This window comes from Croceicoccus mobilis (genome assembly GCF_001661965.1).
Lineage (GTDB): Bacteria > Pseudomonadota > Alphaproteobacteria > Sphingomonadales > Sphingomonadaceae > Croceicoccus > Croceicoccus mobilis.
In genome coordinates, this window is sequence record NZ_LYWZ01000001.1 from 1 (window position 1) to 12,599 (window position 12,599).

The following is a 12,599-nucleotide window of genomic DNA, read 5'->3' on the forward strand; positions in this document are numbered from 1 at the left end:
TGAAGCGTCCCGGGTTTTCCGGAGGCTCCTATTTGTGAGAAGGAGCCAGAATGAGCGCTACAAGGAACAAGTTTTCGCCAGAGTTTCGTGACCGCGCGGTGCGAATGGTGGATGAGCACCGGGGGGATTACCCGTCGGAATGGGCAGCGTTGTCTTCGATTGCCGGGAAGGTTGGCTGCACGACCGAGACGCTGCGCCGCTGGTGCCGTGAGGAGGCGAGCCGACGAGCGGGACCAGCGGCGCAGGCCGCCAGCGACCGGGACCGGGTCAAGGCGCTGGAACGCGAAGTGAAGGAGTTGCGCCGGGCCAACGAGATACTCCGCAAGGCATCCGCATATTTTGCTCAGGCGGAGCTCGACCGCCACGGCAAATGGTGATGTCGTTTATCGACACGCACCGTGAGGAACTGGGTATCGAGCCGATCTGCCGTGAACTGGCGATCGCCCCGTCCTCCTACCACGAGCATGCTGCCCGGCTTGCAGATCCTACCAGGCGTCCGGCCCGTGCCCGGCGCGATGATGAGATCAAGGAAGAGATCAGGCGTGTCCATGACAACAACTTTGGCCTCTACGGTTCCCGCAAGGTCTGGCACCAGTTACGCCGCGAGGGCATCGCTGTGGCCAAGTGCACCGTGGAACGGTTGATGCGCACCATGTCGCTGGCAGGCGTGCGACGAGGCAAGACGACGGTCACGACCGTCAGCAACCCCAAGGCGCCGTGCCCGCTCGACAAGGTCAACCGCGAGTTCCGCGTCAGCCGGCCGAACGCTTTGTGGGTGGTCGACTTTACCTATGTCCACACCTGGGCCGGGTTCGTCTACGTGGCATTTGTGATCGATGCCTATGCCCGCCGGATCGTGGGCTGGAAGGTCAGCACGTCGGCGACCGCCGGCTTCGTGCTCGATGCTCTGGAACAGGCGATCCATGCGCGCAGGCCTGGCCCTGATGACGGCCTGATCCATCACAGCGACAGGGGCGTCCAATATCTGGCCATGAACTACACCCAGCGCTTGGCAGAGGCCAACCTCGTCCCGTCCGTTGGCAGCGTTGGCGACAGTTACGACAACGCTTTGGCCGAGACGATCAACGGCCTCTACAAGGCGGAAGTGATCTGGCGGCAGCGATCATGGCCAAGCGTGTCGGCCGTGGAAATGGCAACGCTACGCTGGGTCGATTGGTTCAACAACCAGCGTCTGTTCGGCCCCATCGGGCACATCCCACCCGCTGAGGCCGAAGCCAATTACTATGCAGCTAGAGGGAACCTCGATATGGTCGCATGACTCAATTGAAACTGCCTCCGGAAAATCCGGGACGCTTCAGTCTGAGAGATGCACTAGGCGAAGAGTCATGTTTGAGGTATATAGCTCAGACCTCGTTGTGGCCAGCAGCGGCCGCTAGTTATGCGCGTCAATTCGACGCCATGCACTCCAATTGGTGACCGCTAATAGTTTGGGCGTTCGTTGGCGGATATAGACGTCATCGATACGATCCGAACCTCAAATATCGCCATCTGTTACGCTAGCAGAGAATGAAAATCTGCTAAGAGCGTGAGCCAAAATGGTACGCGTCGGGGCAGATTGTCTGCTTTGGCACGGCACCTTCCAAAACTGGACAGTCCGCTAACGGCCACGATGAGCCAATAATCGCCGTGTAAATGATCGACAGCCTTCAGGGAGCAAAAGCAGTCGGGAAACGGTCGGCTTTTTGGCGGGACCCACGCCAGTGATGCCGATTGCAGGAGCGGCAGGTTCCGACCAATTAAGCAGTTCCAACTTAGCACTGAGAACGTCAAGTTATGCCAACATCGGCCATTCGGCGCGCCTTCCCCAATCGATCGCTGCCACTATGATAGCGGCTGTCCCACGCTTTATTTAATCCACGAAACCTGCCTTTTTAACACGTTGGGCTGCGGGACTATTTTGATATATCGTTGTTCGGTCCCTCTGTGTCTGCTTAGCAGACGGTGAAATTAATCACTCGCAAGAATCAGGGGGCTATGGTGCAGCGGATGTTAGAGCCAAATTCGGAACCGGCGCGCTGTCCAAGCGCTGTGTGGCAGAAGCTCATCACTCTCGGTGGACTTGAACCCGTGGGGAGGGACAAGGATTTTGTAGAACTCATCCGTGTCGAGTTGGCACCGCAGGCAAGTGATATCACCGCAGCGTTGGCAGCATGTCCTGACAACGAGACCCTTGTGCGCGCTATTTTCGGAGCGGTTGCACCTTTCGCCGCGATGTCCCGCGACATCGTAGAATTCATGCGAGGGGCGGAAACCCGAGAAGGCAAGGCCTGTATCGAAATTGCCCTCGACAGCTCAATTCTAGGGCTAGAAGATTTCGAGAAGTTCATTGAGGCAGTTTGGACTGCGCCAGGCGTAGTTGAGGTTCCTGATGCGACGATTGACGACGCATTCGCATTGGCGAATGCACTGCGGCAAAATTCAAGCCGGAGAGGGCTGGCCGCCGACGTAAAAATTTGGCGGGAAGCATTTGACCGAGGGGAATTCAACGAACTTCCTGCTAGCCTCGGCGAGGCAGCCGTTCCACCAGAACTGGAAGTTCCGTCGTACATCGCGGCTACCGCGCTCGAAGCGCTGCGTTCCGTTGCGAAAACGCGCAACGAGCTAAAAAAGCACTTGGAGGGAAGCAGGCGTGAGATCGGTGCGGGAAGCATGCGAGATCCGCTCTCCGTTGCTATTGTCGAACACGATCTGGTCGGCCCCATGATCGAGGCCTTGGGGCAGGCAGTGCAGCAAGTTGATCGGACGGCGAGTGTGCAGGCGATGGGCACCATCCTAGCCCGCATTCCGATGCGTCCTCAATTGTCGATGGGGAATGCCACTGTACTCGAGAAGGTGTTGTCACTCCCGGCATGGAAAAGGCGCTACGAACTGTACGCCGTCTGGATCGCGACCCGGATCGCCGCTGCGGTCGATCCGGAACGCGTCACCGTCCATACAGATAAGGACGGAGCCCTCACTTTTCCATTTCAGCCCGTCCGGCTTGCCACGATTGAAAGCGCGGATGGCCCGAAATCGCTTTGGGCAGAGCGTCAGACCCATTGCACCAATCCAATCGGAAAAGGTCGCAAAGGAAACGTTCAACCCGATTACAGCCTGTGGCACGGACCGGTCGGGGCCGAACAGTGCGGGCTAATTGTCGAGGTTAAGCATTATAAGACGCCGGCGCTCGGCACGTTTGGCGCAGCCCTAGTGGACTACGCTAACGCCCATCCCCATGCCGAGACTGTTCTGGTGAACTACGGTGCCGCAGCAGGTGTTGTGGAGCACGAACGCTGGCAGCATCATGGCGTCCTAAACCGGTGCCACGAGATTGGCGAGCTCATGCCATACAACCGCGAGGCATGCGAAGCCTTCGCGCAAATGGTGAGGGATGCGGCGGGTGCTGAACCCCAACCTGATGTGCTACTGCTCGATGTCTCAGGCTCTACACGCGAAAAAGGCGGACGGATGTGGACGCAGAGCATCGTGCAAAGCTGGCTCAGAGCCCCTGAACAGGCCCATATCAAGCGCGTGATCGCCGCAGATGACGTGAATATCGCTTGGGATCTGCCCCGTTTCGATGCCGTCAATAGGCTGAATGATCATATTAACGTCAGCGGAGGCGATCCCATCAACATTGCATGGGAACTACTGCGGGACATGAAGCGGATTTGGATCGCAACAGACGGTTCTGGACTCAGATCGTTTAGGGACGCCGGATTTCTGCGTTTCGAACACCTGCGTCACATGACGGGCGTTGAAATTCTGGAAGTGGGGACAAATGAACCCGACTCAACCCTCGGTCATTGAACGAATGGCGGCTCCTCCCTGTCTCAGTACGATGGCCGCCTTTAGGGACTGCCCGATGTGATCACCATTCAGAGCCTCACCAACTGACGGCTGCTCGTAACCAAGTGCTTCCATTCAAGGAGAGCCGGGGGAATGGCAGAAATGTCCCAGACCACGTTATGTCAACGTGACGGCCCTCCGATGAGTGTACGACTGCTTCGGACGAGTTCGACCGGGACTGGGAATGACCAGCTTGTCGGCGGTCCTAGACTCGCCTCTCAGTCAACCATTGCGAGATGGCACCCTCATCAAGTTCGCCAGCGGCAAGCTGAAGAACCATTTGAACAGCGTCTTCGGGCACATAGGCAATCTCGAAATCATTCAATGCGAGGAACAGCCGGGCGAGGACCCAGGCGGTCCGCTTGTTGCCGTCCGTGAAGGGATGATTGCGCGCCAGACCATAGTCATAGGCGGCAGCGAGTTTGCATAGATCCGTCTCGCCATAGGCCCATTGATTGCGGGGGCGTGCCAGCGCCGATTCCAATGCATCTGCGTCGCGCAAGCCGATGGGGCCGCCATGCTCGGCCAGTTGCCGATCATGGATGGCAAGCGCCAACTCGGCCTCGATCCAGACCGGTTCGGTTAATTTTGCCATGTTACTTCGCTAGAGCGCGCAGGATGTTCCTGTCTTCACGCATGATCCTTTCCGCCAAAGCCATCTTGGCTTCGAATGAAGGATCTGCAGCGGTAATACGAATGCCTTCCGGCGTTTCTGAGACGTAAAGTGTATCGCCCACGCCTGCACGCAGCTTCGCAAGAAGCTCCTTGGGGAGGACAACGCCGGCAGAATTGCCGATCCTCGTGATCTTGAGACTAGCGTTCATACGCACGTTATAACATGCGGCATGGCAAACTCAAGCACGGTAACATGCCGGCATGCGATCAGCGGCGACGTTGTGCCGATCGCGCAGGTCGGCAATCATGCCTTCGATCACCTACGTTGCAAAAACCCTTGCGTTCCCGTTGCGTTCTATCTAGGAATAACTTCCTATCTCCTAGAATGATTCCCTCGTCGGAACCCGCCGGACGCACACCCATGGACCAAGCCCGCGAAAACCTCGAACGCCTGATCCAGGAGCGGGGCGTCAACTATTCCTCGGTGTCGCGCCTGCTGGGTCGCAACGCGGCCTATATCCAGCAATATATCAAGCGGAACAGCCCGCGCCATCTCGACGAGAAGGACCGGCTGGTGCTCGCCCGCTTCTTCGGGGTCGACGAGAAAGTGCTGGGCGCGCCTGCCCGCCGTTCGGGCCCCGTGGTCGAACTGGTGCAGGTTCCGATCCTCGACGTCGATGCTTCGGCGGGCCACGGCGCATTGGCCGAGATGGAAGCGAAGTCCTCGCAGTTCGGGTTCGAGGAAAAGTGGCTAAGGCGCCTCACGGCCAGCAAGGCCTCGAGCCTCTCGATCATCCATGTCCTTGGCGATTCGATGGAGCCGACGCTGCACGACGGCGACGAAGTGCTGGTCGACCTGGGCGACGGGCAATCGCGGCTACGCGACGGGATCTACGTGCTGCGTATGGACGATGCGCTGTCGGTAAAGCGCATCGCGATCGAGCCCAGCGGTCGCAGGATCTCGGTGACGAGCGACAATCCCACCTATCCGAGCTGGAACGGCCTCGACCGGCGCAATGTGAACATCGTCGGCCGTGTGCTTTGGTTCGGAAGACAGCTGTAGTAGGCGAGACCCATGCTTCTTGCCCTTGCCACGTCGATCGTCGCCGCCGGACAGGCCTTTACCTGCACCCCGACCCGTGTCTGGGACGGCGATGGACCGGTCTGGTGCGCGGAAGGTCCGCGACTGCGGATTTCCGGGATCGCCGCGCGCGAGATGGACGGCACCTGCGATGCCAACCAGCCCTGCCCGGATACGAGCGCGATTGCAGCGCGCGACGCGCTGGTCGATATTCTCGGTGGACCGCGAGGCACGACGCCGACCGGCCATGTCATCGTCGCCAGCGGCCCCATACGCTGCGTCTCGACGGGATCGGCCGGTGGCAGCCGCACGGGTGCGTGGTGCACGCTGCCCTCGGGCGCGGATCTTAGCTGCGAAATGGTCGCAACCGGCACGGTGCTCAAATGGGATCGCTACTGGGGCAACCACCGCTGCCGTTGAGCCGCGGCATAGTCAGATCACACCCATGAGCCCGATCAGCGACCGCGAACTTTGGGCCTGTGCTGCCCATGTCCTCAAGACCCATGGGGCCAATGCGCCGCGCCATGTCGCCGAACGAATCGGCGCGCTGGCGCTTGCAGGCGACAGTAACGGTGTCGCCACCTGGCAGGCCATCGCAAAGCGCATGGCCGCCCTCACCGAGACCGAAGCACCCGTCACCCGGCAGTAGGATCGCAAGGTACTCGTCAGATGCCGATTTCGAACGGCTTGACCTTCGAAAGTTCGAGTTCGGGCAACTTCTTCTCTTCGACCGGCTCTTTGGTCTTACTGGTGTTCCCGGTTCCCCGTGCGGCCGCATCGCCGAGCATTTTCGTGGTCTCGAGTGCCGAACGCTTCATGCCGGTGTTGCGCTCGACCGCCGCCTCGAGCCTGCGGGCATTGTTGACGTAGAGGGTCAGGCCATCGCGCAGCCGGGTCACGGTGACGAGAAAGGTCTGCTGGTTGGACAGGTTCTTCTCGCGGCTGTCCATGACCGCAATGCCGCGATCCGAGGTCAGCCCCTGCGCCATATGGGCATTGAGGGCATAGGCAAGGTCGAGCCGCTTCAGCATCGGATCGTCATGGGCGAGTTCGTGCTCGATCCCGCTCGAGGTTGTCACCGTCACGGTCTTCTCGCCAATGGCGACGATCCTTGCCTGGTCGGCATTCAACAGCCCGCGCCGATGGTCGGTCTCGGTCCAGCGAATACGGTCGCCGGGATGGATGGTGACGGGCTTGATCTCGAAGAGTCGCAAGGGATCGCGCTCGGCCTGCGGCCGCAACTTGTCAGGCCGGAACCCAAATGCCGTGCCGCGCTCATTCTCCAGCGTGACCTGCTCCTGACGCGGATCGCTCGCCACGACACTGTAGCGCCCCGGAGCGAGGTGCTGCGCGCGCTGGCGGCGATCGACCTCGACGACCATGCCCGGTGCATAGCTCTTCGCGTGGCGCAGTTCCTCGCGGGTCAGGTTAACACGTGACAACGTCTCGAGCAGCAGGGCGCGTTCGCCCAGCTCGCCATTGGCCTTGAGCCCGGTCTGTACCGCTTCGTTGACCGCGCCGCGCAATGTGCGACCCGACGCATAGATCGCGGTGCGCTCGCGTTCCGGCGGCGTCAGTTCGAGCCAGGTCGCTGCCGCGGACAGCGCGGCGCCTTCGGCCACCTCGACAACACCGTCACCCAGATGCCGCAAGGCTTCCTCGATCTGGCCCGCCTGCGCGGCATGCTGCGCATCGCGCATGGCCACATTGCGCGCACGGATATTGATGCGCATGCCCGAAGTCTCGATGCCCGCCTGCTGCATGACATCGAAGGGCTTGCCCGCGTCAACCGCCCCCAGCTGCTTGCGATCGCCGATCGCGGCGAAGCGTCCGAGTTCAAGCAGATTGGCGAGCCGGACGAGCTTTTCCTTCTCGGCATTGCCGACCATCGAGGCCTCGTCGAGAAGGACCGTGCTGCCCTTCCACTCGCTACGCGCTTCGGCGAGAGCCTTCCTGTCGCTGCCATCGAGCAGCGGTGCATAGCGCCCGAGAAAACGCGCGACGCTCATCGATTCAATCCCGGTCTGGCGCTCGAGCATCTGGACGAGCGTATTCTGCACGGCAAGGCCCGTCACCTTGCGGCCTTCGGCGGACAGAATTTCCGCAACGGGTTTGAGGACCGTACTCTTCCCCGCCCCGGCAACGCCCTGGATCGCGACGATGCGGTTGGTCGAAGCAAGCAACATCCGGCCCGCGCCTTCCTGCCCCGCATTGAGGGTCAGGCCGTGGCGGTCCTGTGCCAGCGCCTGCAGTCGCTCGCCGGCGCTCTCAGGGGTCATCAGCGCCACACCCTGCCCCCGCCCCGCCTCGACTTCGGCGAGAATGCGCTGCTCGGCAGCGATGGCATCGCGGGTCGTCACCATCCCCTTGTCGGCGCCCTTGCCGCGCACGAGATGGCCTTGCCGCAGCAACTGATCAACGCGCCTTTCGATGGCGGGGATACTGGCCGGAAGCCCGAACGACAGCGCGGTCCTGTAGACGGCGAAGCGATCGAACGCCGCCTCGCGCTCCGACAGATGGCGCACCGCCGAGGCGACGGCGTGGATCGCGGCGACATCCTCGACCGGTCGATTACCAAGCCGGGTCGGGATCAGCGGATCGCCCTGCTTCAGACCCAAGCGCTCGACAAAATCGGCAGCGAAAGCGCGCACGGAGGCACCGAGATTGCGGACAGCGCTGCGCGCACCATGGTCCTCGCCAAGCCCAGTCGCGGCCCGCGCATTGGCGCGCGCGATGACATCGCCGGGTGTAAAGCCGAGTTCCTCGGCCTGTGCCTTCCAGGTATCGAGCAACGCGCCGCGGTCGGCGGCAGGTGCCTTCTCCGCGCGGGTCATCAGGGTGGCGGCATCGTGCGCGGCGGGGCTCCGGCTTGCCATTTCAGCAACCTTCCCGAGCACTTCCGCGCGACGGGTGGAGAAGGCTTCGCGCACGTGTGTAGGCACCCCCGCAGCCTCGAAATTGCCGTGCCTGCCCAATTCGCCGATCTCGTAACTCAGCTTTTCGACCTCGATGCGGAAGCGCGCCATGGCCATGGCATTGAGGAGAGTATGGTGTTCCCAGAGCTTGTCGTTGCGAAGCGCGCGCCACTTGCCGTCGGGCCCCCTGGTGACATTGGCGATGACCGCATGGACATGCGCCTGGGGTTCCTGGTTGCGATTGGTATCGTGCCGAAACAGCGCGGTAACGAGATTGCCGGTCTGGACGATTTTCTCCTTGCCGCGATGCTGAAGGCGGGTTTCGGCAAGGTTCTTTTCGGCCCAGGCCAGGCTTTCCTTCACTGCACTGGCATAGGCATCGAGGATGCGGCTATCACCGCCGACCAATGCCAGGATCGACCAGCTCTTGGGGAGCGAGAAGGTGAGGTCCGTGCCCGCGCGGTGATAGCGGTTGTCGCTGCCGACGCGGGATCCGTCGGGGAGATTCCCTTTCAAAACCGCCTCGAAGGTCCTGGCATCGACCGTGCCTTTCAAACCCAGCGCTGCCGCGCCCTCGCCGAACCATTCGCCCGAACGGTCGGCATCGGCGCGGGTATAGTAATTGTCCTTGGCAAAATAGCCGGCAGCGCCCGAGGCGGTGCGGACATTGGCAAGCGAGAGCATAGGTCATCACCTTTTCCCAGTCCCCTCCGGCGGTATCAAAGGTCGAAGTCGAGATCGTCGAGCGGCGGCGCATCGCCGGTCTTGCCGCCCGGATCACCAAGACCTTCCTCGAGCACGATGCGGCGCGCATCGCGCTGCATGCGCCCGTCCGGCCGTGCATCGTTGGCGCGCTCGCCCTTGGGTCCATCGATCTTGTCGGGTCGGTCGGACCGGGATGGATCGGGCAATTCGCGCTCGCCTTCCCGCGCCCCGTCTGCGCGCGACGGTCTGGCTGCCGTATTCGGTTCGAGACCCGCCTGACGGCCATCGGAAAGTCCCGCGTCCGGCGCGCCCGATGCCGTGCGATCCACGACATCCTTCCCCACCCTGACACCCGCGCGGTTGCCGGCATCGAGGGGATCGACTTGCTGACCGACGCGATGCTCGCGCGCCCCTTCCTCATTCTTGCGGCCATGATCACGCGTTTCGCCGAACTGCAATTCGCCCTGCTTCGATGCGCTCTCGTTCGGTACGCTCGGCTTGCCGACACCGTCATCGTTCGACGAAGGATGTTCGCTCGAACTGGCGGTCTCGGAGGAAGCAGATTTGCCGGTCGCGCCGGTTGCCGTCGCAGCCTTGACCGCTGCCCTGTTGTCGACGCGAGGAACAAACCCGTCGGCGCATCGCACCCGCTTTGTCGGGACCAGCGTGACAGGCGCTGCCGGAAAGCCGTCGGGGAATTTGATATAGCCGGTAAGGCTTGGCATGTCCTTCAATTGGTCGGGCAGGACCAGCGCCTCGATATGCTTTCTCGGCGTCAGGCTGACCGCATCGCGCGCATTGTTATAGGCATAGGTATGCGCCTCGTCCTTGTCGGTGACTTCGGCATGACCGATGGCTTCAGAGCACCAGGTCGCGGTCTTGTAGTCGCCGGTGCCGAGGATCAGCTTGGTCTTGGCAAGCGACGACAGGGTCTCGGCCATATGCTCGCCGTAGACTTCCTGCAGCTTGGCATAGGCGTGGATCCCGGTGACGATCGCGCCGCCGTAGTTGCGCGCGGTTTGCAAACCGGTTTCGAGCGCGGGGAGACGATGCAGCGCGCCGAGTTCGTCGATGAAGAACCACATCTTGAGGTCCCCTGAGCGCGCCGTCGTCATCAGCGTGTTCATGGCGAGATCGAGCCAGAGTGTGAGCAGCTGGGTGCAGACGCTGAGGTCGACATAGCGCGCCGAGAGGAACACAAAGCCGCCATCTCTGTCTTCGGCTTCAACCCATTCGCGGATCGAGAAGCGCGCGCCTTCGCGCGGCAGAAGTTTCAGCGCGCGGGCATTGACGTTGAACACGGCGCGCACCGATTCCGCCATGCGCGCGGCTTCGGGCGCAGTGATCGGATCGGCGATCGTGCCGCGCAGCATGGCATGGACCTTGGCGAGGTCTGCGCTCATCAGGCGGCTTGCCAGCGCCTCGTTACTGGCATCGCCCGCTTCCACCAGTTTGAGGCAAAATTCGACGAAAAGCGCACGCGCGGCGATCACCCAGAACTGCGCTTCACCGCCGCCATCGTGCGGCACGAGCGCTTCGGACGCGGCCCAGAATTCGCCCTCGGATCGGCATTCGTCGAAGATGTTCCAGCGCGGGCAGCGGGCATCCAATGGGTTCAGGATGACGTCGCGCTCAGGATCGTAGAAATGCTCAATGAAGGCACCGGTCAGATCGAAGATGACCGCGCGTTGTCGGCGCTCGCGCGCCTCTTCCACCATCTCGGACAGCGCCACGGTCTTGCCCATGCCGGTGGTACCGATAAGCATCGCATGGCTCTGTTCGAGCCGCCAGGGATAGGAAAGCTTCGCGATATGCGATGGGCGGTAGGGCAGCACCTCCTGCAGCTCGGACGGCAGGCACAGATGCCGGCGCCAGCCCAACGCCTCGATCAGCTCGCGGCGGCGTTCGGCGCGGTTGTGGTGACGGATGTCGCGGGCAAGCTCGACAAGCGGAACCAGCGATGCACCACGCTCGTGGCGGCGTTCCTTCGAGTGGCTGCCGAAGCGCTCGGCGATCCAGTAGAACAGCGCGAATGCAGGCACGAGCGCGAACATGGTCCATGCAAACGCGGTGCCAACGAGGTCCAGCATCGTGTCCCACGCGCGGACCACCGGTGGGTAGGATTCGACGCGCGAGATGGGGAGCTCGAAGCTGCCGCCGAAGACCGTTTCCATGCTCACGGTCTTGGCCGGATCGAACTCCATGAACATGTAGCCCATGGCGTAGATCCGCATCCAGACAAGGTAGCTATGGTGGTCGTCGAGGCCATGCGCGACCATCCACGAGGCCAGCGCGCCAAAGGCCACCACCGCGATAAGAAGCGGCCATTTGAGACCGGCGGCAAACATGAAGCCGAAGTGCCCCAATAGCTGGCTGCCGCGGGTGAAATTACCGAGATTGCGCTTCATCGCGGCCTCCCTCGGTTGCGGTGGAAGGGAGGCCAATTGCCGCGCATTGGCGCCGATAGACCTTGTATATCCGGTCGCGCAGCGTGGGGTCGGCATGGCCGGCGAGCAGGCCATCGATACCGACACGGGCAAAGACCATCATGCGCAGGATGCGGGTGATCGACGTGTTGTGCTGCAATGCCAGTTCCTGCTCGTCGCAGGCGCGCGACAGCAGTGCGCGCAGCCAGGCACTGACGGTCATGTCATGGCGCTCTGCGACCTTGCGCACGCGGTCCGCAAGCTCGGGCGAAACATAGACCTGGATGGGTACGGGGCGGGTCATGGATCCGGTTTCCTTGGGGTGAAGAAGCCTGGATTCACACTGCGAAAGGCACCTTCGAACTACAGGAACAATGAGAACATGTCAAGAACACGTAAAGCCCGCAGAATTCCGCGCCTCCGCTTCCCCGCCTCATGAACAATGCAGGACGTTTGACGCGCTCATGAAAAGAAATGGGAAAGCTGCCATTTTGCTAATCTCGCCATCAATTAGCTGTTTTTCATGATCTTTCCTGCTTCAAACCGGTGCGACAAGTCGCGTGGGGTGTGCTTCCTGTTCCCAGCTTCGAAGGCGTGGTCCTGTGATAGGAGCGTAATCCGGGTGGAGGGACTTGCCGGTACCTCCCGTGGGTGCGCCTGCGGCTCGAGGATGCCCGGTTTCCGGGACCGATAGGAATGGCTCCTCGCGATCGATCGGCGTATGGTTCGTGCCGATTCCTGGTACAGGACAGGAGTGCGGATGATGACCAGCGTGACGCTGAGCGCGTCGCCCAGCGGCGATGGCTTCCAGGCGACAGTCAGCTACTCGAGCGGCCTGTCGATGGCGTCAGCCGAGACATGGCCAAGCGAAGCCGAAGCGCTCGCGGCGGCTGCGCGAAAGATGCTCGCCATGCCCGAACGATTGCAGCGCCTGGACGCCACGAAACCAGCAGCTTGAGCGATTGGAGTGCCTGCCGACAGGCGAAGTTAATGACGGCACCAGGCATC

At 61.8% G+C, this 12,599-nt stretch carries 11 protein-coding genes and 1 other annotated feature; of the genes, 6 read left to right on the plus strand and 5 right to left on the minus strand.

Going from position 1 to position 12,599, the window contains the following annotated elements; all coding sequences use genetic code 11:
* Positions 1-50: 50 nt before the first annotated feature.
* Both A9D13_RS00010 and A9D13_RS00015 read left to right on the plus strand, forming a co-directional pair.
* A protein-coding gene (locus tag A9D13_RS00010) for an IS3 family transposase (protein WP_373288794.1) occupies positions 51-1,279 on the plus strand; the annotation gives its coding sequence in 2 pieces (ribosomal slippage) (positions 51-342 and positions 342-1,279; 1,230 coding nt in all).
* Positions 332-446, plus strand: a sequence feature (AL1L pseudoknot). It overlaps the preceding gene by 115 nt.
* A gap of 770 nt (positions 1,280-2,049) precedes the next feature.
* Positions 2,050-3,810 carry a hypothetical protein gene (locus A9D13_RS00015; RefSeq protein WP_172808060.1) on the plus strand — a complete coding sequence of 587 codons (1,761 nt, stop codon included), beginning with the start codon at positions 2,050-2,052 and terminating at the stop codon, positions 3,808-3,810.
* 244 nt (positions 3,811-4,054) lie between these two features.
* Here the strand turns inward: A9D13_RS00015 and A9D13_RS00020 are convergent, their stop codons facing one another.
* Both A9D13_RS00020 and A9D13_RS00025 read right to left on the minus strand, forming a co-directional pair.
* Positions 4,055-4,444, minus strand: coding sequence for a type II toxin-antitoxin system death-on-curing family toxin (locus A9D13_RS00020; protein WP_066768310.1), 390 nt, complete (start codon positions 4,442-4,444; stop codon positions 4,055-4,057).
* Between the two features lies 1 nt (position 4,445).
* Entirely contained in the window at positions 4,446-4,673 is a 228-nt protein-coding gene (locus A9D13_RS00025; protein WP_066768312.1) for an AbrB/MazE/SpoVT family DNA-binding domain-containing protein, read from the minus strand.
* Between the two features lie 212 nt (positions 4,674-4,885).
* Between A9D13_RS00025 and A9D13_RS00030 the strand changes: the two genes are divergently transcribed.
* The 3 genes from A9D13_RS00030 to A9D13_RS00040 are packed head-to-tail and all read left to right on the plus strand — an operon-like array spanning position 4,886 to position 6,194.
* Positions 4,886-5,527, plus strand: coding sequence for a S24 family peptidase (locus A9D13_RS00030; RefSeq protein WP_066768314.1), 642 nt, complete (start codon positions 4,886-4,888; stop codon positions 5,525-5,527).
* A 12-nt stretch (positions 5,528-5,539) separates the two neighbouring features.
* Positions 5,540-5,965, plus strand: a complete 426-nt coding sequence (locus A9D13_RS00035) for a thermonuclease family protein (protein ID WP_066768316.1) — start codon at positions 5,540-5,542, stop codon at positions 5,963-5,965.
* Between the two features lie 25 nt (positions 5,966-5,990).
* Positions 5,991-6,194: a DUF6961 family protein gene (locus A9D13_RS00040; protein WP_066768318.1), complete on the plus strand. Its 204-nt coding sequence runs from the start codon at positions 5,991-5,993 to the stop codon at positions 6,192-6,194.
* 16 nt (positions 6,195-6,210) lie between these two features.
* Here the strand turns inward: A9D13_RS00040 and mobF are convergent, their stop codons facing one another.
* The 3 genes from mobF to A9D13_RS00055 are packed head-to-tail and all read right to left on the minus strand — an operon-like array spanning position 6,211 to position 11,895.
* On the minus strand, positions 6,211-9,144 hold the full coding sequence (mobF, locus tag A9D13_RS00045; RefSeq protein ID WP_066768320.1) for a MobF family relaxase: 2,934 nt from the start codon (positions 9,142-9,144) through the stop codon (positions 6,211-6,213).
* A gap of 35 nt (positions 9,145-9,179) precedes the next feature.
* Complete coding sequence (locus tag A9D13_RS00050; protein WP_066768322.1) at positions 9,180-11,573, minus strand: type IV secretion system DNA-binding domain-containing protein; 2,394 nt, start codon at positions 11,571-11,573, stop codon at positions 9,180-9,182.
* Positions 11,554-11,895 (minus strand): hypothetical protein, encoded by a 342-nt coding sequence (locus tag A9D13_RS00055; RefSeq protein WP_066768324.1) that lies wholly within the window; start codon positions 11,893-11,895, stop codon positions 11,554-11,556. The genes A9D13_RS00050 and A9D13_RS00055 overlap by 20 nt, the downstream gene beginning before the upstream one ends.
* A gap of 459 nt (positions 11,896-12,354) precedes the next feature.
* Between A9D13_RS00055 and A9D13_RS00060 the strand changes: the two genes are divergently transcribed.
* Positions 12,355-12,549, plus strand: a complete 195-nt coding sequence (locus A9D13_RS00060; protein ID WP_066768401.1) for a hypothetical protein — start codon at positions 12,355-12,357, stop codon at positions 12,547-12,549.
* The last annotated feature ends 50 nt before the right edge of the window (positions 12,550-12,599 follow it).